This is a genomic window from Ornithinibacillus bavariensis (assembly GCF_018333235.1).
GTDB lineage: Bacteria > Bacillota > Bacilli > Bacillales > Amphibacillaceae > Ornithinibacillus > Ornithinibacillus bavariensis.
The window spans coordinates 185,510-209,992 of sequence record NZ_BORP01000001.1; the positions used below are offsets into that span (position 1 = coordinate 185,510).

The 24,483-nt window shown below is 34.8% G+C and carries 22 protein-coding genes, 1 pseudogene and 1 riboswitch; of the genes and pseudogenes, 17 read left to right on the forward strand and 6 right to left on the reverse strand.

From position 1 onward, the window contains the following. Positions 1-424 (forward strand): annotated as a pseudogene (fosB, locus tag KI338_RS00940) (metallothiol transferase FosB). A gap of 36 nt (positions 425-460) precedes the next feature. Here the strand turns inward: fosB and KI338_RS00945 are convergent. Further along, positions 461-889 carry a DUF6376 family protein gene (locus tag KI338_RS00945; RefSeq protein WP_212919106.1) on the reverse strand — a complete coding sequence of 143 codons (429 nt, stop codon included), beginning with the start codon at positions 887-889 and terminating at the stop codon, positions 461-463. A 159-nt stretch (positions 890-1,048) separates the two neighbouring features. Between KI338_RS00945 and KI338_RS00950 the strand changes: the two genes are divergently transcribed. Beyond that, positions 1,049-1,375, forward strand: coding sequence for a metalloregulator ArsR/SmtB family transcription factor (locus tag KI338_RS00950; protein ID WP_212919107.1), 327 nt, complete (start codon positions 1,049-1,051; stop codon positions 1,373-1,375). Continuing rightward, positions 1,362-2,060, forward strand: coding sequence for an SRPBCC domain-containing protein (locus tag KI338_RS00955; RefSeq protein WP_212919108.1), 699 nt, complete (start codon positions 1,362-1,364; stop codon positions 2,058-2,060). Before KI338_RS00950 ends, KI338_RS00955 begins: the two co-directional genes overlap by 14 nt. Positions 2,061-2,251: 191 nt before the next feature. On the opposite strand, the gene KI338_RS00960 is transcribed toward KI338_RS00955, so the two are convergent. Beyond that, positions 2,252-3,484, reverse strand: a complete 1,233-nt coding sequence (locus KI338_RS00960) for an MFS transporter (RefSeq protein ID WP_212919109.1) — start codon at positions 3,482-3,484, stop codon at positions 2,252-2,254. Between the two features lie 211 nt (positions 3,485-3,695). Here KI338_RS00960 and KI338_RS00965 point away from each other — a divergent pair, with 211 nt between their 5' ends. The 4 genes from KI338_RS00965 to KI338_RS00980 all read left to right on the forward strand — a co-directional run bounded on the left by KI338_RS00965 (position 3,696) and on the right by KI338_RS00980 (position 8,543). After that, complete coding sequence (locus tag KI338_RS00965; RefSeq protein ID WP_212919110.1) at positions 3,696-5,429, forward strand: ABC transporter substrate-binding protein; 1,734 nt, start codon at positions 3,696-3,698, stop codon at positions 5,427-5,429. A gap of 69 nt (positions 5,430-5,498) precedes the next feature. Then, positions 5,499-5,600: riboswitch (purine riboswitch) on the forward strand. Positions 5,601-5,755: 155 nt separating this feature from the next. Beyond that, positions 5,756-6,334: a xanthine phosphoribosyltransferase gene (locus KI338_RS00970; protein WP_212919111.1), complete on the forward strand. Its 579-nt coding sequence runs from the start codon at positions 5,756-5,758 to the stop codon at positions 6,332-6,334. Next, positions 6,334-7,620 carry a nucleobase:cation symporter-2 family protein gene (locus KI338_RS00975; RefSeq protein WP_212920002.1) on the forward strand — a complete coding sequence of 429 codons (1,287 nt, stop codon included), beginning with the start codon at positions 6,334-6,336 and terminating at the stop codon, positions 7,618-7,620. The genes KI338_RS00970 and KI338_RS00975 overlap by 1 nt, the downstream gene beginning before the upstream one ends. 158 nt (positions 7,621-7,778) lie before the next feature. After that, positions 7,779-8,543, forward strand: coding sequence for an alpha/beta fold hydrolase (locus tag KI338_RS00980; RefSeq protein WP_212919112.1), 765 nt, complete (start codon positions 7,779-7,781; stop codon positions 8,541-8,543). 108 nt (positions 8,544-8,651) lie between these two features. On the opposite strand, the gene pdxK is transcribed toward KI338_RS00980, so the two are convergent. Continuing rightward, positions 8,652-9,455 carry a pyridoxine/pyridoxal/pyridoxamine kinase gene (gene pdxK / locus KI338_RS00985; protein WP_212919113.1) on the reverse strand — a complete coding sequence of 268 codons (804 nt, stop codon included), beginning with the start codon at positions 9,453-9,455 and terminating at the stop codon, positions 8,652-8,654. A 236-nt stretch (positions 9,456-9,691) separates the two neighbouring features. On the opposite strand from pdxK, the gene csaA reads away from it, so the two are divergent. After that, positions 9,692-10,021, forward strand: coding sequence for a chaperone CsaA (csaA, locus tag KI338_RS00990; protein ID WP_212919114.1), 330 nt, complete (start codon positions 9,692-9,694; stop codon positions 10,019-10,021). A 41-nt stretch (positions 10,022-10,062) separates the two neighbouring features. Beyond that, positions 10,063-10,752 carry a CBS domain-containing protein gene (locus tag KI338_RS00995; RefSeq protein WP_212919115.1) on the forward strand — a complete coding sequence of 230 codons (690 nt, stop codon included), beginning with the start codon at positions 10,063-10,065 and terminating at the stop codon, positions 10,750-10,752. Positions 10,753-10,824: 72 nt separating this feature from the next. Here the strand turns inward: KI338_RS00995 and KI338_RS01000 are convergent, their stop codons facing one another. Beyond that, positions 10,825-11,118 (reverse strand): hypothetical protein, encoded by a 294-nt coding sequence (locus tag KI338_RS01000; RefSeq protein ID WP_212919116.1) that lies wholly within the window; start codon positions 11,116-11,118, stop codon positions 10,825-10,827. Between the two features lie 54 nt (positions 11,119-11,172). Then, positions 11,173-11,934: an NRDE family protein gene (locus KI338_RS01005; protein WP_212919117.1), complete on the reverse strand. Its 762-nt coding sequence runs from the start codon at positions 11,932-11,934 to the stop codon at positions 11,173-11,175. A 324-nt stretch (positions 11,935-12,258) separates the two neighbouring features. Here KI338_RS01005 and KI338_RS01010 point away from each other — a divergent pair, with 324 nt between their 5' ends. The 8 genes from KI338_RS01010 to KI338_RS01045 all read left to right on the forward strand — a co-directional run bounded on the left by KI338_RS01010 (position 12,259) and on the right by KI338_RS01045 (position 23,257). Continuing rightward, entirely contained in the window at positions 12,259-13,671 is a 1,413-nt protein-coding gene (locus tag KI338_RS01010; protein ID WP_212919118.1) for a DHA2 family efflux MFS transporter permease subunit, read from the forward strand. A gap of 582 nt (positions 13,672-14,253) precedes the next feature. Next, positions 14,254-14,850 (forward strand): short chain dehydrogenase, encoded by a 597-nt coding sequence (locus KI338_RS01015; protein WP_212919119.1) that lies wholly within the window; start codon positions 14,254-14,256, stop codon positions 14,848-14,850. A 751-nt stretch (positions 14,851-15,601) separates the two neighbouring features. Continuing rightward, entirely contained in the window at positions 15,602-16,120 is a 519-nt protein-coding gene (locus KI338_RS01020; RefSeq protein ID WP_212919120.1) for a GGDEF domain-containing protein, read from the forward strand. 58 nt (positions 16,121-16,178) lie between these two features. After that, a complete protein-coding gene (locus KI338_RS01025; RefSeq protein ID WP_212919121.1) occupies positions 16,179-17,276 on the forward strand; it encodes a glycosyl hydrolase family 8 in 1,098 nt (365 codons plus the stop codon). Continuing rightward, positions 17,257-18,123, forward strand: coding sequence for a GGDEF domain-containing protein (locus tag KI338_RS01030; protein ID WP_212919122.1), 867 nt, complete (start codon positions 17,257-17,259; stop codon positions 18,121-18,123). The genes KI338_RS01025 and KI338_RS01030 overlap by 20 nt, the downstream gene beginning before the upstream one ends. Continuing rightward, entirely contained in the window at positions 18,113-19,843 is a 1,731-nt protein-coding gene (locus KI338_RS01035; RefSeq protein WP_212919123.1) for a DUF2334 domain-containing protein, read from the forward strand. Before KI338_RS01030 ends, KI338_RS01035 begins: the two co-directional genes overlap by 11 nt. Then, positions 19,836-21,107 (forward strand): glycosyltransferase family 2 protein, encoded by a 1,272-nt coding sequence (locus KI338_RS01040; protein WP_212919124.1) that lies wholly within the window; start codon positions 19,836-19,838, stop codon positions 21,105-21,107. Before KI338_RS01035 ends, KI338_RS01040 begins: the two co-directional genes overlap by 8 nt. 2 nt (positions 21,108-21,109) lie before the next feature. After that, positions 21,110-23,257 carry a cellulose biosynthesis cyclic di-GMP-binding regulatory protein BcsB gene (locus KI338_RS01045; RefSeq protein ID WP_212919125.1) on the forward strand — a complete coding sequence of 716 codons (2,148 nt, stop codon included), beginning with the start codon at positions 21,110-21,112 and terminating at the stop codon, positions 23,255-23,257. A gap of 68 nt (positions 23,258-23,325) precedes the next feature. Here the strand turns inward: KI338_RS01045 and KI338_RS01050 are convergent, their stop codons facing one another. Continuing rightward, positions 23,326-24,447 (reverse strand): response regulator, encoded by a 1,122-nt coding sequence (locus KI338_RS01050; RefSeq protein ID WP_212919126.1) that lies wholly within the window; start codon positions 24,445-24,447, stop codon positions 23,326-23,328. Between the last annotated feature and the right edge of the window lie 36 nt (positions 24,448-24,483).

Here is a 24,483-nt window from a genome sequence, read left to right on the forward strand (position 1 = left end):
ATGAAATTAGGTGGAATTAATCATCTATTATTTTCGGTATCGGATTTAGAGCAATCCATTCAATTTTACCGACATGTATTTGATGCAAAACTCTTGGTAAAGGGGAAAACAACTGCTTACTTCGATTTGAATGGACTATGGCTGGCATTAAATGAAGAAAAGAAAATTCCTCGAAACGAAATAGAACATTCCTATACACATATCGCTTTTTCAGTGGATGAGAAGGACTTTGACACACATTGTAAAAAGCTAAAGGAACTAAATGTGCGTATACTTATAGGAAGAGAAAAGGGATGCTAGGGATAAACAATCTATTTACTTTACTGATCCAGATGGACATAAATTTGAGTTTCATACAGGTACTTTACAAAATAGATTAGACTATTACCGGAAAGAAAAAAAGTATATGAGATTTTATGAGTAATGACTGTAAAAAGGATTATTTTTAAATAATCCTTTTTCAATTGTTCTCTAAATTTTGTATTTGATCCATAAACTTTGTAATGTTATCTATAGATTGGGTGAAGTCTGTTTTATTGAGATCCTCTATCATTAGTTCTCCAGATTGTATTTTATTAATTGTATCAAGTAGTTTTTCGTTTTGTATGAGTATTTCGTTGTGTATGCCTTCTGCAATTGCAGGGGCCTCAATAGAATTAAATTCAGCTATGGTATTTTCTATATCCAATAGTTTCTCCTCTATGGAAGTTACATTCACTTCTCCGTTATTCATTATTGACTGTACCTCTACTGAAAAGGCGCTTAGTTCATTAATAAAGTCCGTTGTTTCTGTAGCATAATGAATCGTCTTCCTTGTCTCCTCAATAATGCCACAGCCCGTAAGAAGTATGATGGTTGAAAGAAGTAAAAGTCCAAGGGTCTTTTTCATTTAATTTCTCCTCTTATTATTTATTAATCATAGAATAGCATGTTACTCCTAAGCTGTCTTGATGTGAATGAAACAATTTTAAATAAGTGTTGACGAATATGAAATCCTTTGCTAAATTATATATAACCAAAAGGTTATATGAATAAGGTGTGAAAAAAGATGTCGGATGTGTACAGAGCTTTAGGCGACTCAACAAGAAGATTTATCCTGAATATGTTAAAGGAGGGTGATTTAACTCAAAAGGAAATTGTAGCTGCATTTGATATCTCACAACCAGCAATCAAGAAGCATTTGAATATTTTAATGGAAGAAAATATTATTTCTGAAAAGATTCAAGGAAAATATCGTGTATACTCCTTGAATAAAGGGAAATTACAACTTGCATACAATGAAATGCTTCAATACATCGCAGACTTACTAGATAATAAGCTCGAGAGCTTAAAAAATTATGTGGAAAAAGGGGAAAGTCGAGATGACCAAGGTTGAAAATTTTGTTAAGCGGGAAATCGTTGTAAATGCACCGATGGAAAAGGTTTGGGAGGCTCTTACAAAAGAGGAGCACTTAAATAAATGGTATACAAAAGAAGCGAAATTGGATTTTCGTGTAGGTGGAAAGGGTTATATGGATCATGGCTGGGGTGCAACTTCAGAGGGTACTTTTACCGAGATAGTTCCTATGAGGCGCTTTGTTTTACAGGGAAATGATGGTGATTTTACAACGATAACAAACGTAGAGGTTGTGGATGAAGGGGTAAAGGTCAGTATTACATATTCTGCTTCTTATCTCGAAGAAATGGATGCAGCTTCAAAGGAAAATATGTTATTTGGGACTGGACAATTTCTGGAGAACCTTAAAAGTGTTTATGAAACAGGATTAGATAATCGGAAAAACTTATGGCAAGCGTGGATTGGGATCGTACACACAACTCATCACGAGTCAATTGGTACAGAAATTTTACAAGTAAATGATGGTTCTGCTGCAGCGAATGCTGGATTGCAACCGGGAGATATCGTTATTGGATTGGATAATGTTCCAGTGTTAGGCTATGAATCGTTTGAGCGGTTTTTAAATTCAAAAGCCATTAATGAACCAGTTTCCTTACAGGTACTGCGTGGTGCAGAAGAGCTTGAGCTAAGAAGTAATGTAGAGCCATATCCTGTGTCATATTGAAAGGAAAAATGATGTGAATTTTTTTAAATGTGTTATAGATTAATCTTGGATGAAGTTGCTAAATTCATTGCTATATTGCGACACATTTTCCATGATAGGTATATATCCTAAAGTATTTAGTAAAAAGCTAGGTAAAATCAATATGGTTAATTTAGTGCTGGGCTAAGAAGAAAATTCTTAGCCCATTAGATTTATTGCAATTTACGAAATGGATGAAAATAAAGCCTTATAAAGAGAACAAAAATAATAAGTGCTGAAATACCAAATAAAATTGGAATTGGTAGCCATTCAGCCCATAATCCTGAAATGGTTAAACCAAGGGGGAGGGTAAGCTTCATGAGCATGGATGATGTTCCTGCAACACGGCCTAATAAATGGTTTGGTGTGAATTCTTGGCGAATAGTAAAATAGACGATATTGGAAATAGTTGTGGAAAACGTCCTAATACCTAGGGCAATTCCAATTGTCCACCAATTTGGTGCAATGATTAAGGTAACCATACCTACAACATCGAATAATAAACAATAGGTATAAATATTTCCACGTCCCCATTTTTTTCGAATACTACTTACTACTGATGCTCCTAGTAATCCTCCAATAGCTGAAATAGAAAACATAAGCCCTACTTCATCCTCGGTCGCTCCTAATTGATCTGTAACATAGAAAATAAGCACACCAATTACTAAACTAGCAGCAAAATTAATAAATAGAACCGTTATAGTTGGCGTTAATAATATTTTATTTTGGATTAATTCATCAATACCCTCTTTCATATCTTTCCAAATGGATATATTACCTGTACTTGATTTTTCCTCTGTTGGTAATTGAAGCAACTGCATACAAAGAAAAAGAATGAATAGACTTACAGTATAAATAGCTAATGTAGAAGAAAAAGAAAATATAACAAGTAATGATCCTGCAATTCCAGGGCCAATAATAGAAATTAGAGTACTCACAAATGTTAATTTAGCATTTGCAGTGGTAAGTTGTTCCTTTGTTATAATTTGTGGAATTGTTGAATGGTTGGCATTACCAAACGTATAACCTGCAGAGGATAAAATGAAACCAAATAAATATAAGTGCCATAATTCTATCTTCTCATAGAATAAAAGAGTAACAATAAAAATCATAGCGATAACTTGAATAAGACTTGTCCATTGTAGCATCCTCTTTCGATTGAATCTGTCTACTAATACTCCTGCAAGCATACCAATAAAGATATTTGGAAAAAATTCTATTGCTCGCATTGCACTCATTGCTAAAGCGGATTGACTCATCTCATAAATTAATAATGGTATTGCGACCGAATACATCTGGGAACCAAAATTGGATACTGCAGTTCCACCCCACAGGAGTAAAAAATTTCTATTTTTCCAAAGCGAAATCTCTTTTTCTTTCATTACGTTCATTGCTTGGTTCTTCATTTTAAAATGCCTCTTTCCTTATTTTTCTGTATGTACTGTATGGAAATGGATTAAAGCTATATTTTATAGTATCCTTTAAAAAGGTGAATAAAAAGTGAGGATTTGATATTGATATGTTCACCTTTTTTTAGATAGCGAAGTATAATTTTATTTCTGCCTTTCATAAGGCTACATAGTACGATTTGTGGAAATAAAATAATAGGAGGAATTTATGAAATATCGGAATCATTTAAAATCGTTATTACACTATTTTCCCTCTAATATCCAGACGGAAACAACGATATCAAGCTTGGCCGTCATATTGAATTGCAGTGAAAGACATGTAAAAACAATTTTAAAATCTTTGCATGAACAAGGGGATATCCAATGGGTGATACAAAGAGGAAGGGGTAAAAAACCTTTACTCACCATCATTCTTACAGAGGAGCAACTGCTATTTGAAGAGGCAAAGGAGCTTGTTTCATCTGGGAAATATAGAAAGGCGTTTGAAATAGCAAAATCATTAAAATCCTTACAAAACGAATTCAACCAATGGATGGAGGCAGATTTAGGAATCGTACATGAAAAGGATGAGAATGTAGAACAGGATATATTACGATATTCATTCTATGAAACGAAATTATGTATGGATCCTATAAAAGCAGTTTCGCGACATGATGGACATATGATCCAGCAAATCTTTGATAGGCTTGTCGAATATGACCCTGAAAGAAACGTCCTTCTTCCTAGATTAGCACGGAGTTGGGAAAGTGGTGATGGAAGGATATGGATATTTTATTTACAAAAAGGCGTTCCATTTCACCACGGGAGAGAAATGACTAGTGAAGATGTTAAGCAATCCATTAAACGGATACCAAGCAATAATATAATAGTGAAATCAATCAAAGAAATTGCTACACCTTCTCCGTATACGATAGTTTTTTATTTGAATGAAGTTGATTACTTATTTCCAAGATATTTCTCCAATAGTAAAGCCTCCATCGTACCTATAGAAGTAATACTGGGGGATGAGAAGAAATTTCAGAAATTCCCTATTGGTACAGGACCATATAGATTGACTGTTCATGATGACGATTTAGTTAGATTAGATGTTTTTAAAAATTATTATCGTGAGAGACCATGGTTGGACAAGATTGAAATAATTAAAACAGCAAATTCAGCAAGAGAAGTTAACCATCCCCTGATGTTAAAGGCGCCTGACGATTCGTGGGAGGAAATTAGAGAGATAGAAGAGGGGGCAGATTATATCACCTTTAATTGTAGTCGATCTTTGATAAGGGACATTCGATTTAGAAAACGTTTAAGCGAAATCATTAATCCTGTAGAGTTCTGTATCGAAGGGGAAATTGTTGCATCTAGCTTTCTATCGAATAGAAGTCTAGAATTGAACGAGAAAAAATTCATAGCAGCTACTAAAATGATTCCGATTGATACAACACTGAAGATTGCTGCACAAGAAATTAGAGAAGGGGTTAATCATGAACGGGAAGCAATAATTTTACAAAATCAATTAAAGCGAGCTGGTATAGACTCTACTATTGAAATTGTAAAATCCTCAGAGCTAAGTAAGCCAAAAATCATAAGTTCATTTGATTTAGTAGTTGGTGGTATAGCATTGTCAGATGACCATCTATTATCTGTCTTAACTGCTACCGTCTCTAATCATTTACCAATTTGTCCTTCTATGAGTAAAGAAATTCATAAAAAAGTAGATAATTTTATGACCAGAATAAAATTGCTTCAGGATGAATCCTCTAGGTGGAAACTCTATTTTGAAATGGAGGATTATTTAAAATCGGAGTATCAAATAATATTCTTAAATCATCGCACGCACACGATATATCAGCATAAAGATAGTGAATACGCTAATATAGAGTTGGATCACCACGGGAGAGTGGATTATCGACGTGTTTGGAAACGGCATAAAGCTAAGTTTAATTCGTAATCTGGAAATATCAGAATCTTTCTATATTCGGTTATAGGGTTGATTTTGTCTTTTTCAACCGCTATACTTAAAACAATTAAATACGTTTTTCATATAATCGCAAGGATATGGCTTGCAAGTTTCTACCGGTTCACCGTAAATGAACTGACTATGAAAAGTGGCTGAATGATCAATTACATTCTATTAATTGATGTATTTTCTCATTCGATTTTTCGACAACCTTTTGGCTCGAAAAACAGTGCTTCTTCATAGTGGGAGCATGTTTTTCGAGCTTTTTTTGTTTTGAAAATAAACGGTGAAATGCATGAATAGAAAGGAAGGTTTCTATGAAACTATTAAAGAAGGCTATTATAGAAAAAGGTCGGGTATTATCGGAAGAGGTATTAAAGGTTGATGCATTTTTAAACCACCAAATAGATCCGACTTTAATGCAGGAGATAGGTAAGGAATTTTCAGAACGATATAGAGAAGCGGGTATTACGAAAATCCTGACGATAGAATCATCTGGTATAGCACCTGCTTTAATGACAGGGTTAGAGCTTGGTGTACCTGTTGTTTTTGCTAGAAAGAGAAAGTCCCTCACATTAGTTGATAATTTATTGACAGCAGAGGTACATTCTTTCACTAAAAATGAAACAAATGAGATTTCCGTTTCAAAGGATTACTTAAAAGATGATGATGTAGTATTAGTTATTGATGACTTTTTAGCGAATGGACAGGCTGTTCGTGGATTAATAGATATTGTTCAACAAGCTGGAGCACATCTATCTGGTGTTGGGATTGTCATTGAAAAAGGATTTCAAGCAGGTGGAGATTTCCTTAGAAATCAAGGTGTTCGTGTAGAATCATTGGCGATTATCGAATCTTTACATCATAATGAAGTAATCTTTAGGGAGGAATTATGATGAAGACAACTACTTTAGGCATTCAACATGTACTTGCAATGTATGCAGGAGCCGTATTAGTTCCTTTAATAATAGGTAGTAAACTAGGTTTAACCCCTGAACAGCTCACTTATTTAGTAGCAATTGATATATTGATGAGTGGTGTCGCAACATTACTTCAGGTTGTAAAAAATCGCTTTTTTGGAATTGGCTTACCAGTTATGCTTGGTTGCACTTTCACCGCTGTAGGCCCAATGATAGCAATTGGTAGTCAGTACGGGATAAGTGCTATGTATGGAGCAATTATTGTTTCCGGAGTTGTCGTTGTACTAGTTAGTGGCTTTTTCGGGAAGTTGGTCCGTTTTTTTCCACCTATTGTAACTGGGACTGTTGTTACAATAATAGGGGTAACGCTAATACCGGTAGCAATTAATGATCTTGGTGGTGGCCAAGATGCTGCTGATTTTGGTTCTATTTCTAATATTGCTTTAGGCTTTGGTACATTATTCTTTATCATTTTAATGTACCGATTTTCGAAAGGTTATATCCGTTCGATTTCTATCTTAATCGGTTTGATTGGTGGAACGATTATTGCTGCTTTTATGGGAAAAGTGGATTTAAGTGCAGTACATCAAGCATCTTATTTTCGATTACCAGAGTTTTTCTATTTTGGGATGCCAACATTTGAATGGCCTGCGATTATTACATTAACACTTGTTGCATGTGTTTCCTTAGTGGAATCAACTGGTGTCTATTTTGCATTAAGTGATATGACCGATAAGAAGCTGTCAAAAGAAGACCTGTCAAAAGGATACAGAGCGGAGGGCTTAGCGATTGTCATTGGTGGACTCTTCAGTGCCCTTCAATACACAACCTACTCGCAAAATGTAGGACTGCTTCAGATAACTGGAATAAAAACAAGAAAAGTGATTATGGTCGCTGGTGGAATGTTAGTGGCATTAGGATTAATTCCTAAAATTGCTGCATTTACAACCGTCATTCCAACCTCTGTTCTTGGAGGGGCTATGATTGCGATGTTTGGTATGGTTATTGCCCAAGGAATTAAAATGTTAAGTAAGGAAATTGGAAAATCTACAGGCAATTCGATGATCGTAGCATGCTCCGTTGGTATGGGACTAGGGGTTACAGTTGTTCCAGAACTATTTGCCCAGCTGCCATCTAGTATACAAATCTTAACAAGTAACGGAATTGTAGCAGGAAGTGTAACTGCCATTCTATTAAATATAATTTTTAATATGTTACCTACGAAACAGCCTGTTGCTGTTTTACAAGAAAAAGAGGCTTAATACAAGACAAGGAATTGGGAAATAACCTAATTCCTTGTCTTTTTTTATATTCAACGTGATTTCGGATTTTAATATGAGTTGAATATAGTTAGTTAAAACAATTACTAGATATTACTTTTTGTTATAATGATAGTACCATTTCAATTGGAGGGAATAGTATGCCGAAAGCTTTTGTTAATGGAATAGAGCTTTATTATGAGGAAACTGGAAAAGGAGAGGTGATGATATTTCTTCATGGATTAACAAGTAATCATCTCATGCTTAAACAGGAAATGGACTATTTTAAGGACCGTTTTCGAGTAATTGGGCTTGATTCCAGAGGACATGGAAAGTCCGAAAAACCCCTCATCTATACATTGAATGACCATGTTCAAGATGTGATTGCTTTTATGGATGATTTCGGAATTGAACGTGCAAATCTATTCGGTATGTCAATGGGGACGTATGTCGCCCAGGGAGTGGCGGTTGCAATTCCTGATCGGGTGAACAAATTGATTCTTGTCTCGGGGAATTCTCATGCTAAAGATCCATCAACTAGTTTGTTGGGTAGACATGCAAATGAGTTAAATGGTCTCACCTTCGAAGAGCAAATGGGACAGCTATCCACAGAGATTTTCTATGATTTAGTATCCGTTGGTAAATGGCTTGAAGGTATCCCAGGGGGACTAACAAGAGAACAACAAGAGATAGCTGCTAATGCCCTAGTCGAATTCGATTTTCGACCAGATTTACATAAGGTGACAGCAAAAACATTGGTGATAAACGGAAGACATGATGGATTGAACCCACCTGAAGATGGAAAAGAAATTGCTATACATATTCCTAATGCACAGTTTGTTGTATTTGAAAACTCCGGTCATGCTCCTAATATAGAGGAAAGAGTAGCTTTTATTGAGCTAGTAGATTCCTTTTTAAATGAGTAGGAAATATTTTCATGAAATAAATAAAAAACGATTAAAGATAAAAACTAACGCATTCTCCTTTTTGTGTAAAAAGGCATGCGTTAGTTTTTTTAAAAAAGTGAAATATCGTTACATTTTGTTGTAAGCACCATGCATAACTGGTCCAACATATTCATTAAGTTTCCAGCCATGCTTGATAGCAGCCGATACAAATTTCTTTGCATTTGTAACCGCATCTAAAACAGATAGTCCATTTGCCAGATTAGCTGTAATTGCAGCTGCAAATGTACAACCTGCACCATGATTATAGGTAGTATCGACTTTCTCACTTTCAAGTAGTGTGAAATCTTTTCCGTCATAAAATAAGTCTACTGCTTTTTCATGCTGGATAGCTCTTCCACCTTTTATAACAACATTCTTTGCCCCTAGGTCAATAATTTTCTTCGCAGCATCTTTCATATCGTCAATGGTTTTGATAGGACCAGAGGTTTGTGCTAATTGCCATGCTTCAAAAAGATTTGGTGTTGCAATTAGTGATAATGGGAGTAAGACTTCACGCATAGCGTCAGTATTCTCCGGTAATAGTAATTCATCTTCCCCTTTACATACCATCACTGGGTCAAGTACATATTTATCTATATGATGCTCCTTTATTTTTTGGGCACCAAGCTTAATAATTTCAACCGTACCAAGCATACCTGATTTCATTGCATCAATACCGACAGATAGAACAGTATCAAGCTGCTTTTCTACAACCTCCACATCGATGGTTGTCACATCATGATTCCAACCATTTGGGTTCATCGTAACGATAGAAGTCAAAGCATTCATACCATAAACGCCATGTTCTTGGAATGTTTTTAAATCTGCTTGAATTCCAGCGCCACCACTCGTATCTGATCCTGCAAGGGTTAATGCTTTTTTCATTGTCATGGTAAAATCCCCCTAAAATTAATTCGTACACAGTTACTAGGATATAATATTTTCTTATGAAAGAAAAGAATACATACTTACATATTTTATAAATAGATAGCTAATTAAAAGCTTTTAGAAATGTATAAGAGATAGTACAATAGTAATAATAGAGGATAAACAACCAGAAGAAGAGAGCCCCCATGTTAAACGATTATTCACATAGGGGCTTATTATTTTTTTAGGAGGTACATACTATGGCGACAATTGAAGATTTTCTAAAGCTAGATTTGCGGGTCGGAACGGTCGTAAAAGCAGAACCATTTCCTGAGGCAAGAAAGCCTGCTATTAAGCTAGAGATAGACTTTGGTGAGCTTGGTATGAAGCAATCGTCTGCTCAAATAACGAAACGATATAATCCTGAAATGTTAGTGGGTCGCCAGGTCGTTGCGGTTGTTAATTTTCCACCTAGGCGAATTGCAGGATTCAAATCGGAAGTATTAGTACTTGGTGGGGTGCCTGGTGAGGATGATGTAATACTATTAAGACCAGATGAAAAGGTAGAAAACGGTACGAAGATATCTTAACGTTTCTAGTTATTTTTTCCAGTTTAAAAGGAGAAATATTCATGGCAGAGAATTCAGAACGATTTATTACCGCATTTAATCGAATTGATAAAGCAATGGATGGGGAATTACAAAGCAGTAAAGGGATTGGATTTTCCAAAGCGGTACGGATTTTAACAAGATATAATGCTATTGTACGCAGATATAAGGATGATTTACTTGAATTTGCTGAGCTACGAAATGCCATTGTACATAATCGCTTGGATACCTTTCAAGTAATTGCTGAACCCCATGATTCCGTTGTGGAGAGTATTGAGAAGATTGAAAAAGAATTTACACAGCCGCGACTTGTTATTCCTATTTTTGAGAGAAGGGTACATATCTTTCAAAGCAATAAGGCACTTTCGGAGTTGCTGCACGTTATTCGAGAGAAGGGGTATTCTAAATTTCCAATTTATGACGCTCAGGAATTCAAAGGGCTCGTAACAGGGAGCGGTATAACGAAATGGTTATCAATGAATAAAGAAACCTCAATCAGGGATGTGCTAATAGAAGAAATTTTACCATATGAAAAGGAGACGAATCATCAATTTATAGATAAGGACACTTCTGTTTACACGGCAGTAGAGTTATTTAAAGATGAGATTAGTAAAGGAAATCGCATGGACGCATTACTAATCACGGATAATGGTGAAGCAGATGGGAAATTATTAGGTATGATTACTGCGTGGGATATTATGAGTATAGAATAATAGGAAACCCTATTGCTTAGGGTCTCCTATTTAGACTTTTCTGATATAAATGGGAGAATAACTCCAATAACTTTATAAAATGTAAGAAAAGACGGAAGGTACTATTAATAACGCTACAGAGAAAGAGACTAGCAAATTAGTGATTGATTGGGGTAGCTTTTCTCTTCCTTTCCCCTTGTACCAACCGGAAAATTGCCATTTATTCCGATAAGCTACAAACAATAGTAGTAATATAGCAATATACCCTAGCCATTCATATTGAATTACGCCGAACGATTGATAAACATATTTTAAAACAGAACTAAAAATAGCCCCTAGTAAACCAAAAATCAATATAATTCGCGCTAGTTCCAATATAAATCTCACTCCAATTTCCCCCTTTCTTTTTATAAGTGTTTGGATATAGTCCTTGTTTCCACTTTATATTTGAAAGTTATATTTTTTTTCATTATGGAAAACACCAGAAATGTATGTTCTTTCGGTGAAGGCTACATGATTGGAATTATCAATCGTTAATACGGTAGAACATCGGGTCCCATAATCAGGCATCTTGATGAACAATGGGGAAAGTTTTTTTTCTAATTCTAATCCAATTCCAGTATCAGGCAAAAGTTCCTCTTGTGCTTCATCTGAATCTGCCAGAATTTGAAATAGCTCCTCATGGCTCACCTGATTTGTTTGGTTAACATACTCTCTCAGCTTTGTTCTTCCCTTTTCTACTTTTGGCCAAGGTGTATCAAGAAAATGATTGCTTAATCCATGAGTTCCTGGTGAAATTTTTGTTATCTTATCTTCTATATTATTATAATACACTAGGCCATCAGCATTTCCAACAAGAAGATTGAAGCCCAAATAATTCCCTTTAGCTTGACTAAGTTTTTCTATATATTGTCTAGAGGATTCATTCCCTGCTAGGTAGTTCGTTGTTATTTCACCACGCGAGAATTTCCCTGATTTCATATGGTCTGGATGACGATAATTTGTTAGCGCAGCAAATCTACCTTCCGTTGTTATTCCTAACCAGGTCCCCATTTGTAATAAATCCCTGCCAGCTAAAATATTAGGCTTGTCTTCCCAGAAGCTTGCCTCCTTAGTAGGACGATCATATGCCTCATCGCGGTTTGCTGCGAGAATTAGTTTATATGATGGATGGTCTTGTAATTGAAAAAGTATTAAGCACATAGGTTAGTAAGTCCTCCTTCTCCCTAAATTATAGGTGATACGAGGATAAAAATCACTTTATATTATGTAGCTCAAAGTATCTTTTCTATAATGAGAGCTTGTTCCATTTTTTTGATTATTTACGATATTCCTCTATTTAGATATCGGATAGAGTACGATAAGACCTGGCACAGATACCACTTTCCATAATATTGTAAATCGACGCTCGCATAAATTTTATGCGAGCGTTAAGTTTTTAACCGAACCTAGATTTCTCAAAGTAACATAAAAAAGTGTTGTTGTGGCATCAATAAGAATGAGAAAAAAGAGAAAGAAGGAAGCAAGATGGTTAGAAGAAATAATCATGTAACAACAGGTGAAAATATTAAGAAGGTTCCTCTAATCATTGTACTTTTATCAGGTGCTTTTGTAGCAATTTTAAATCAGACCCTTTTAGCTACTGCATTACCTGTCATTAAGCATGACTTCGGTATTGATGATAATACAGTCCAATGGCTACAATCGATTTTTATGCTTGTAAACGGAATTATGATCCCGATTACGGCGTTCTTGATTGAAAGGTTCACTACGAGGGGACTATTTCTTACAGCAATGGGATTGTTCGCTATCGGAACATTAATTTGTGCAATCGCACCTGAATTTTATTCTTTACTATTAGGAAGGGTGTTACAGGCAAGTGGTGCGGGTATTATAATGCCATTAATGCAAACGATTATGTTTCTAATATTTCCAATAGAAAAAAGAGGCGCAGCGATGGGGTTATTTGGTTTAATTATTTCATTTGCACCGGCAATAGGACCGACATTATCAGGCTATATTATCGAGCATTATCCATGGAGAAGTCTATTCTATATTGTCTTCCCGATTGCATTACTAGATATTATTGTCGCGTATTTTGTCTTAGTTAATGTTACAAAGCGTACGTTTCCAAAGGTTGATCTAGTGTCAATTGCCTTATCAACTATTGGATTTGGCGGGCTGTTATATGGATTTAGTATTGCTGGAAGTGTAGGCTGGACTAGTATACAGGTATTTGGCAGCTTAATCATTGGCGCGTTTGGTTTACTTTGGTTTATAGTAAGACAATTAAAACTACAACATCCAATATTGGAGTTTAGGATATTCAAAAACGCTGTATTCACGTTAACTACCGTGTTAGGAATGACCGTATTTTTAGCCATGATTGGTGGAGCTGTTATTCTTCCTTTATTAATGCAGGATATGCTTGGTTTTTCTCCTATGAAGTCTGGAATGGCTTTACTCCCAGGTGCAATTATTATGGGGTTAATGAACCCAATAACAGGACGTTTGTTTGATAAGTATGGAGCGAGATGGTTATCGTTAATCGGGTTGATTATTGTGACAGTAACTACATTTATGTTCGTTACGTTTTCTCCTGAAACCACTTTTACTTATATTGCAACAGTAAATGCGTTTCGGATGTTTGGCATATCGATGGTTATGATGCCAGTGACTACAGCTGGGTTAAATCAATTATCACGAGAAATGCTTCCACATGGTACGGCAATGAATAATACTTTACGACAGGTGGCAGGTGCAATTGGTACAGCAATGCTTGTCACAGTAATGACTTCAACAGCCATACCATCTGAAGGTTTAAGCGGAATGATACATGGAGTAAATATGGCATTTGCCCTAGCCGGTGTTTTTGCTGCAATCGGACTCGTATTAACATTTTTCGTCAAATACAATAAGCCAATGGGAACAATGGATTAATATTCTGTTCCCCCCTCAATTTATTGTGCAATCAGTTGAGGGATGACTTTTGTATTGTTTAGTAGGCTGGCTTTGGGGGGGAACGTATAGGGGTGTTCTAAGCATCATTTCGATGTTGATTTGGAGATGAAATGACTAAATAGGAGTGATCTAAACATCATTTCGATTTTGATTTGGGGATGAAATGACTCATAGGAGTGATGTAAGCGTCATTTCGCGGCTGAGTTTGGGGTGAAATGACTCATAGGGGTGATCTAAAGATCATTTCGAGGTTGACTTAGAGATGAAATGATTCATAGGGGTGTTCTAAACATCATTTAAAGGTTGATTTAGAGATGAAATGACTCATAGGAGTGGGTAAACATCATTTTGAGGTTGAATTGATGATGAAATGACTTATAGGAGTAATAAAAACATCATCTAAAGGTCGACCTGGACATGAAATATATCATAGTGGCGTTATCAACCTTATTACTAAAGGTCATATAGTGCCTGAACAATTTATGTGGAATAGTTTACAAACTGTGTATCATACATATTTATTATGGAGATGAATACAGAGAATCCAAAGGAGATATGTTGATGAGGATTTTAGTGGTTGGTGCAGCTGGAACAATTGGAAGTGAAATATGTAATGCACTTGAGCATCATGATCTAATTCGAGCTGGAAGAAATGGTTTGGATGTTTCAGTTGATAATACTTCTGAACAAAGTATTAAGGAAATGTATGAGAAGATTGGGAAAGTAGATGCCGTAATTAATGCTGCTGGTGGAGCCAACTTTGCTTCCATAACGGAACTAACACCTGCGTTAAATGAACGAGGAATATTGAGTAAGCTGAAAGGGCAAATTAATTTAGTTTTACTCGGCCACAACTATGTGAACGATGGAGGAAGCTTTACTTTAACTACTGGTGTCATGATGGATGATCCTATCAGGATGGGAGCATCAGCTGCTATGGCAAATGGAGGTGTAAAAGCCTTTGTGAAAGCTGCAGCGATTGAGATGCCTCGTGGTATCCGGATCAACAGTGTCAGTCCGAATATCGTTCAGGAGTCTTGGGATAGACTCGGGAGTTATTTTGTCGGTTTTACACCAGTACCTGCAAGCCGTGTAGCACTCGCCTATAAGAAAAGTGTAGAAGGTGCACAGACAGGGCAAAATTATGAGGTTTACTAAAGAAATGGATTGGTAACGTCAAAGCAAGTAAGTTAGAACCTTGCCTTGACGTTGATTTTTGTTATAGGGAACATGTATGTGCACATATCCCGATAGGATGCACACATACCTAAGAATCTGAGCCTAACAAGTATGTAAATTAATTCCATGATCCTATTAAATTTATTTCAATAATAATGAAAATTGGTTTGAGTAAAAAGAATAATTCCATTCACGGATACAAGAATTGGTTGTTGAGAATTTCAGAGAAAAGGAGGATAATGCATTAGGTATAACATCTAATAATTGCATTTATTAAGCCAAGAGGGAATTTGAAAAAAGATAGAGGTAGGGAAACGGACTAAAGAAAATATATTGATAATTGCTGTACAAGAAGAAAATGGGACTTAGAACCTATTTTACAAAATTATATAGAAGAAGTGCATGTAAAGGGTAAAAAAGCTCTATAGCAGAAGAAGCAATCATGTATCGAGGTATGGTTGCTTCTTTTTGTTCTTGAAAAATATAATTAAATAGTACTAGAAGAGTGATATAATTTTTATAACAAAATACCTATTAATGGTTCATTGTTTTTTATGTTTTTACTAGATAAAGATCATTTCGTCATAAAAATTAAGTGATTTGTAAGAGCTTAAAACTATTATATCTCCTTGGGTACAATTTTGTTCTTCTGGTTAAAACAACATGTAATAAAAATCGATATAGATTATTTTCCTTAAAGTGAGAATAAAAGACGAAAGGGTGATATCACATGAATTTATCGTATAACTTCAAGTTGGATGAACCCATTCCTTATGAAAAGTTATTAAAATTGGCATTTACAGACGAATTAACTGGACTTCCTAATTTCCGTAGCTTTCGATTATGTCTTCAGGACCAAATTAACCATTCTAAATCAATGAACAATTCATTTGCAATCGTATTTATGGACTTTAATAATTTCAAAAATATTAATGATGCGTATGGCCATATCGTTGGGGACAAATTTTTAATCGAGTGCTCTAAACAAATTCTAAATGTTGCTAAGCATAATGTTTTTCGTAAATCAGGTGACGAGTTTTTAATTATTGTGGAGAACCCAAATTTATTAGAGACGATAATGAAAGCTTTTGAAGGGTTGCTTACTAATGTCGTATTAGTCGACAAGATTAAAATACCTTTAAATTTTAGCATGGGCTATAGTATCTACCCAATTCATGGTGAATCTGAAGAAGACTTGCTGAGCTATGCTGATCAAGTTATGTACGAAAATAAAAGAAGGCCAAAATAATAAATCTCCTACCAGGTAATTTAGGGGAGTAACTGAGTATGAGGTGGCATAGTTGAACATGAAAAAATCGCTCATTTTAACAGTATTTCTTCTAATCATCCTTCTTCTAATCCTTTGGACAATCTTAAGTATAAGAAGCGGCTCTAACTCAGGACTTAAGATGAAAGATGAGCTTTCTGGAGAAGCCTTTGTGAAGAATCAGCTCTATGAAAAAAATGGCTTAATAAAAACAGATTTAACAAACCAATCTGATATTTATTTGTCAGAGTCCATCGGATTATGGATGGAATATTTAGTAGAAAAAAGTGATCAAGCTGAGTTCGATAAGCAGGTAAAAGTTCTAAAAAAGTATTTTATGAATAAGAGTACCCTGATTCCATGGTTAATCGAGAAGAATGACCCAGCACCGGCAAATGCATTAATAGATGATTTAAGAATTATCCATGCATTACAAATTGCCGGGGAAAATTGGAACAATAAAACTTATTTGAACATGGCAAAGAAAATGAGTGAAGAACTCGTTAAGGTGAATATGCTAGATGGAGTCTTTATCAATCATGTCGATATAAAAAGTCAATATAAAGGAGACTTCCTCACGCTAAGCTATTTGGTTCCAGATACGTTGGATTATATGTATAAAGAAAATATTTTACAGAAGGACCAGTATGAAAGAAATCGAAACATCCTTTTATCTGCTCCTTTGTCTGAAAATGGCTTTTTCCCGCAGAACTATTATCCTAACGAAAAACGGTATGAATATGATAAGGATATTAACTTAATTGATCAATATTATATTGGTTATCATAGAGCATTGTGGGGCGGAGATGTATCTGCCTTAGTAGAGTTTACAAAAGAGTCTTTAGACGAATACGATGGGGTGTTATATGGTCGGTTTTCTAATGAAACGAAGCAGCCAATTGTCCAATATGAAGGAGCTTCCGTATATGCACTTGCTATTTTAATGTGTTTAGAAATAGAGGAACACGAATTAGCGAAGCAGCTTTATGAAAGTATGAAAAAACATCAAATTAATGATGAATCAAGCAAGTATTATGGTGGTTATATCGATTTACCTAGTTTAGTAACACATGCTTTTGATAACTTGCTTCCATTATTAGCAGAAAGGAAAGGAATAGATGAAGGAGTTTTTGAATGAAGAAAAGCATCTGCTTTTTAAAATATGTCTACTAGTTGCTAGTTATATCCTGATGTTTGACTTTTTATGGTCAAATGGACAAGTAGGTAAATTATTATTTCTATTATATGGTGTTATTACGGTAATGGCATTGTTCTTTGGTACGCTTCTAAGTTTAATTATAAGCTTACTCTTTTTATTTGCGATTGGTTCGGTCCTTTTATATTTAGGACTTCAAAACATAGAGTATGGCGGATTCTATAATGAATTCTTAACGATGGAGCACTTTGTCTTTTTTGGTGTGGGCTTATTAGTAACGGATTTAATTGGTGGATCCATTCAAGAACAACATCGAAAAGTTGCTCTAGAAAGAAATAGATTAAGACAGGAAGTAAAGCATTTTGTTGCTGTAGATCCTGATACATCATTCGATAATGCTGAAAGAATGGAAATAGAAATTAAGCGGGAAATGAATCGAATAAATCGTTATGGCGGTAAGTTTACGATTCTACTGTTGGAATTAGATTATTATAAAGAGTTTCTTAAGACATATGGTCAGAAAGAGTTAGATCATTTGTTGAAAGGCATAGGGGAAAAGGTAAGTAATTCTTTGCGTTTCTCAGATAAAAAATATAGGTATCGTAATAATAAGTTTGCCTTTTTATTAATTGAGACAACTAAAGACAATGTTGAGATTGTTGCAGATAAGTTAGCCGAACAGTTAAAAACACATCAATTATTGAATGGAAGAATGGTGACGTTAACTTTTCATATAAGTTTTGAGGAATATAACGAACAAATGAAGGATATTAATTATTTGGAATTTGTTCAAGAAGTGGATAAGGAGACTGTGTTTTATGATTTATAAAAGATTGGGCGTCTTGTGCGGTCTATTCTTATTCCCACTGCTTGTTCCTATAGACATTGCAGCAGCTACATCAGTTAATGGGTTGGACGATAGAAACGTTCTTATAACATATTATGGTACAAATGATGAAACCCTAGCGAACGTTTATTTTCTTGACAGTACATTAAGTGGATTGTTTGAACATGTAGAAATAATTGACTTAAAGAGTGTACGAAAAGCAGACATCGAGAAGCAGGATATTATTATCTATTACGCTACTAAAGAAGGAGCAAATATTGAGAAGCTAAATTTATTTACAGACTTTAAAGGTGAAGTACTTGGTGTAGGAAAAGAAGCTAAAACCCTTCCACAATTTCGAGATTGGGAGTTTTTAGGGATGAAATCAATTCATCGTATAGGAGATTTTGAATTGAACTACCCAATTGACCTGTTGTCTGTGAAACCATCAGCTACTGCAAGAGTACTTGTCGAAGGTCAACAATTTAGTAAGGAATATCCTGTTATGATACAAGATGGTAGAAATTCATTTATAACTATTTCTAGCCTGTTTGCAGAGGGGAGAAATGTTATATCAGCAGCATTTTTTGACTTATTTCAGCTGACGAAGCCGAATACTCATCCGGCATATATACGATTAGAGGATATTTCTCCTATGTCTGATCCCAAATATGTATATGAAGCTGCCGATTATTTATTAGATAGAGATATTCCTGTCTATTTGGCAATTATCCCTGTCTATGTAAATCCAGAATCAGATGAAATTGTTACGTTATCAGATAAACCGAAGCTTACAAAGGTGTTAAAGGAATTAGTTGATCGAGGGGCTTACGTTATTTCCCATGGTTACACCCATATGTATGGAAATGAACAAGAAACTGGAGAGGGATTCGAATTTTGGGATTCGATATTAAATCAGCCAATAACAACCATAAATCCAAAAGATAAGCCAGAGAAAATAATGACAGAAGATCAATTCTTAAATAACAAAGAATATGAGCAATATATTCAAGGGATTGAAAGGATAGAGACAGAATATATAAATGGAAAATTAGAGAATTCCATTCATTCCCTTACTAGATTGGGACTTGCTCCTACAGCTTTTGAAGCGCCACATTATACGATGAGCTCTAACGGCTACCAAGTCACATCTCATTATTTTTCGGCAATCTTTGGTCAAATACAGGCTACTGATAAAGATTGGCAGGTTATGTTTAGTCCCCTGTTTATTAGCAAACCCTCCTTACTAAATGGAATGATATTATATCCAGAGACGATTGGCTTTGTTGATCCAGCCTCTTCGAATCCAATTCTAGACATAGAAAAATCACTAAACCAAGTATTACAAGTTCCTGGTTCGGTAATTGGTGGATTCTATCATCCGTATTTAGGGAAGGAGTATGGATTAGATTATCTAAAGCAGATGGTGGCACTAATTGAAAACGTGCCGAATGTCGAATGGATTGAATTGAAAAATGAAAAACATGTTGTTAAGACAGATCTTGTTGAGATTGTTACCTCTGGGAATGGTGAGATAGAAGTAAAAAGTGAATTATCTTGGTTAACAATCATAAAGGATAAGTTCGCTGAAGATTCATTAGAAAAATATTTATGGATTATTGTAATCGTAACTGCGATATTCGTAATGTTATTTATCATCCATATTGTAACGCTTCGGATGCGTTATCGTAAACGATTATTTAAGGAGACAAAGCATGGCTAATCTATTATTCTATATTTCACTAATTATCATTTGGATCATGCTAATCTATCATATGTTTCTCGCCCAAGGTGGATATCAACATTTTAAGCGATATGAGAAAGTTATCCCTTCGTGGGAGGAGAAAATGAAAAAGGTAGAACTTCCAACCGTAAGCATCTTTATTCCAGCACATAACGAAGAGGTGGTAATTAAACAAACATTGACCGCTATGTCTCGTCTTTATTACCCGAAGGATAAATTAGAGGTAATTTTAATTTGCGATAATTGTAGTGATGGAACAAAGGATATTGGAGAACAAATTGCTAAGCAATTCCCGTTTATTCGCATCATGGAAACTGAAGGCGAATTTAAAGGAAAAGGTAAATCTAGTGCTTTAAATTATGCCTTACAACATTCAAATTCTGAAATTATCGTGGTATATGATGCTGATAATACCCCAGAGCGAAGAGCAGTTTGGAATTTAGTGATGGGATTGGTAAATGATCCAAACGCAGGAGCCATGGTGGGGAAATTTAGGGTTATAAATGCGAATCATACATGGCTGACAAAGTTTATTAATATTGAAACAATTTGTTTTCAATGGATGGCACAAGCCGGGCGCTATTATTGGTTTAATATTACAACAATACCTGGCACGAATTTTGCTATAAGACGTGAAATTATGGAGCAATTAGGAGGCTGGGATACGTCCGCATTAGCAGAGGATACAGAACTCACGATTCGCGTTTACAATCTGGGCTATTATATTCGCTTTTTTCCAGCTGCTATTACATGGGAACAAGAACCAGAAACATTTAAGGTATGGTGGAAACAACGGACGAGATGGGCAAGAGGAAATCAATATGTTGTTTTAAAGTTCTTAGGTAAAATGTTTAGTCTTAAACATAAAAAAATTATGTTTGATATCTTTTATTTCTTTTTTACTTACTTCTTATTTTTCTTCGGCGTTATTTTGTCCAACATGATATTTATATGTAATTTATTTTTTGACTTGGACCTGCAAATTGGAAATGTTGCTTTAGTGTTATGGGGAATGGCGTTTTTACTGTTTATAACTGAGATTATGATTAGCTTAAGCATTGAAAGCAATCAGCTTTCAATAAAAAATATTTTGTATGTAATAGGCATGTACTTTACCTATTCGCAAATGTGGATTGTCCTTGTTGTATATGCCTTGTTTTTGGAAATCAAAAGGGTTTTAAGAAAAGAGGAACAAGTTTGGTATAAAACCGAACGTTTCAAAGTAGGTGAAGGAGGCAAATAACCTTGAAGAAAAGAAGGTTATCTATTTTATCAATTATTATTTTATTCTTTTTTATTAATGCTTTACCCCTGGAGGTATTTGCAGAAAAGGTAGTAGAAATTAACGACAAAAACATACAAATTGTTCGTCAAGAAGTAACAGAACAATCATTGACTAATGAGCCAATAGAATTATATGGCCCGTATGCAGAAGCTCAATTTTACTATGAACTACACTCGAATGTTACCGCCAAGGATCAATATTTACAATTGGAGGTGGCAAAGTCAGAGTTACTCATTGACCCGTCTTCAATCACGATTAAGGTTGACGAGGAGCCTATTTATTCAACTACTCTAGCAGGTGAATCGACTAATATAATAAAGGTGCCATTAGTTGGCGCAGCGTTGTTAGAAGGAAGTCATACGATTACGGTAAGCTTTGATGGCTTTGTTAAAGAGGGGATCTGTGTTCCACAGTATACAACAGGTAATTGGATGTCCATCCAACCGAATTCTTATTTACACATCGATGCTTTACCGAACAATTCGGAGGATATGGCATTATATGACTATCCTAGATTTTATATTGGTTCACTAGAGAATCAAGTATCCGTCATCACTCCGCAAAATCCATCAATGGAGACATTGCAGAGTGCATATATAATTGCGAATTTCTTATCGAACCAATCAATTGAAAACACGGTAACCGTTGTGCAAGAGCAAGAAGTAAAAAAAATGCTTGGAAATAGTATCGTAGTTGGGGGGACTGAGGAATTTAAAACATCTTGGGTTAAGCAGTTAATTCAAGATGAAATAGCGAATGTAAAGGAAGATTCCTTATATCTCTCCCAAATTCAACTAAAACAAAATAACCAGGCTGCCCGTGCATTGGTAGTTCTAGCAAAAAAACCGGAAAATATTCTACATAATACTGATCTATTGACCTCTAGTCAATACTATGAACAATTTTCTGGAGATGTTATACAAGTAAGTGAGCTTCCTAAGCCGATTGAGGGAGACGCGAATGAACAGGAAATTACGTTTAAAGAGATAGGGATGCCCAATATTCAACTAGATAGTCAACATACGAAAACAGAAACATATTATTATTCCTTACCGATGGAAACAGGTGCTATTCAAAATCCAACCATGGAACTAAAATTTAAGCGCTCTGCTACTATTCATTCAAATAAAGAAACACTAAAAGATAAAGAAGAAGTAGCATTAGCTGAAATTGAATTGATTGTAAACATAAATGATGTTCCTTATCCTGTAGATGTTCGTTCTCTAGAGGAAGATGAAAACGGAAATATAAAGGCGCTTATTCCTATTGATCCAGCAACTCTAAAGGATAAACCGTTAATGACACTGCAAATAGAGACAAGCGGTTTGCGTATGGATCAATCATGTGTGGCACTTGATCAAAATAGATGGATTCAACTATTTAATGATAGTAAGCTAATTTTTCCGACGAGTGGGAATGGCGAAAAGTCAGATATGTACTTTAACAATTTTCCTTATCCATTCTCCAATAAAGCGGAAGAATTAACAATTGTCCTTCCTGAACAAGGAATATCTAGTAAGGATATGCTTTCTTTGTTTAATGTGTTAACGACTAATAATAGGCTACCTGAAATTAAGCTAAAACAAACATCCGAAATAAAAGAGGAAGACCTGAAAAATGGAAACATTATCTTTATCGGTTCTTTGGCAGAACACGATTTGTTAATAGCAATGAAAGATGACTTACTGGTAAATTATAAAGAAAATGTTCCACAATTAAGTGCACATGGATTTTTGCAGACAGAGGTAAACTACTATGGTTTTATGCAGTCTAATCCTTGGAATCAATCGTATTCTATGCTGGTACTAGATAATCTAAATGATAGCAATCAATATTATACTAGAGATTTCCTATCTTATTTACAGTACTCGGAAAATAATTCATCAATTGCAGTTCAAACAGGACCCGACCAATTCTTTACGAATACACAGCAGTTAGAAAAAACGAACTTAGATAGTATGGAAGAGAAAAAGGAAAATAGTGATAAGCGTAACATTTTATATTGGTCAATTGGGTTTGGAGTATTAATAATTGCGATGTTCCTACTTATTATTTATTACATGAAGAGAAGGAAAAAGTTTCATCCAGACAATAAATTAAAGAGATAATCATCTATAATTCTAAAAATACAAATAGCAAATTGCTAGGAGTAAATCTGTTCTCTAGCAATTTGCTATTAACCAGAAACTAAAGAGTCATAGATTTTTCTAATGGAAATAGATGGTTCAAGACCTAAATCATTCGAAATTAAATTACAATAGTCTAAGTAGATTTTAATTGCTTCTGATCGATTATTTTGTTTCATTAGGATTTCCATGCTCTTCTTTATATTCTCATCTAAATAGGGTTCTACCTTACGTTGCATCGATAAATAAAATAATGATTTATGTAAATCTTTTCCTTGGTAATAGTTGATTATTTTGTTCAATACAAGCATGATTTTCTGATGATATTCCTGTGATTTTTCATAAGACCATTCATAACCATTCAATTCAAGATAAGGATCTTTATATAAATTAGCGATTTTTTCGAAAATACTTATGTTCGAGTCATTAACACTGTCTAATCCCTTCAGCACATCATCTATTTCGAATGCATCACAAAAAGAAATCCGTAAGTTTAAGCAATAATGCTGGTCTTTAAATTCAATTGTACCTGCTTGATTCATTTGCTCTAATAGCTTTCTTAGGTGAGAAAGGCATGTATGTAAATGTATCTTTGCTTTTTTATAATCATGATTAGGCCATAGTTTTTCGATGATGATATCGCGATGTATATACGTATTTCGATAGGTGATGAGAAATGCAAATAGTTCTTTCACTTTAGCAGTTTTAAACGATACGGGTTTGTCGTTGTAATAAATTAGAAGCTCACCAAAGGTTTTTACTATAAGTTGATTCGTTGGAGTAGAATCTAATGGTTGATTAGCTATACGATTTAGATTTTGTTTTAGTCGATGGATGGTTTTATCAAGTCGTCTTGTAGTTACGGGTTTTAACAAGTAGTCAGTTGAGTCAAGTTCAAATGCATGGATTGCATATTCTGAATGTGCAGTGACAAACACTATTTGTACATTAGGATTAATCAAATGGATTTCCTTAGCAAGGGTTAGCCCATCAATTTTTTTCATTTCTATATCTAGAAATGCGACATTAAAGTGGATATCCTTCATATCGGAAAGGACTTGATTTGGATCAGAATAAGCTTTTACAATGTCGATTTCATTATATTGCTTTAGTTTTTCTATCATAGGGATTAGTGACAATTTTTCATCATCAACTAAAATGGTTTGAATCAACAAAAATCATCCTTTATTAGTTAATCATGCAACGAA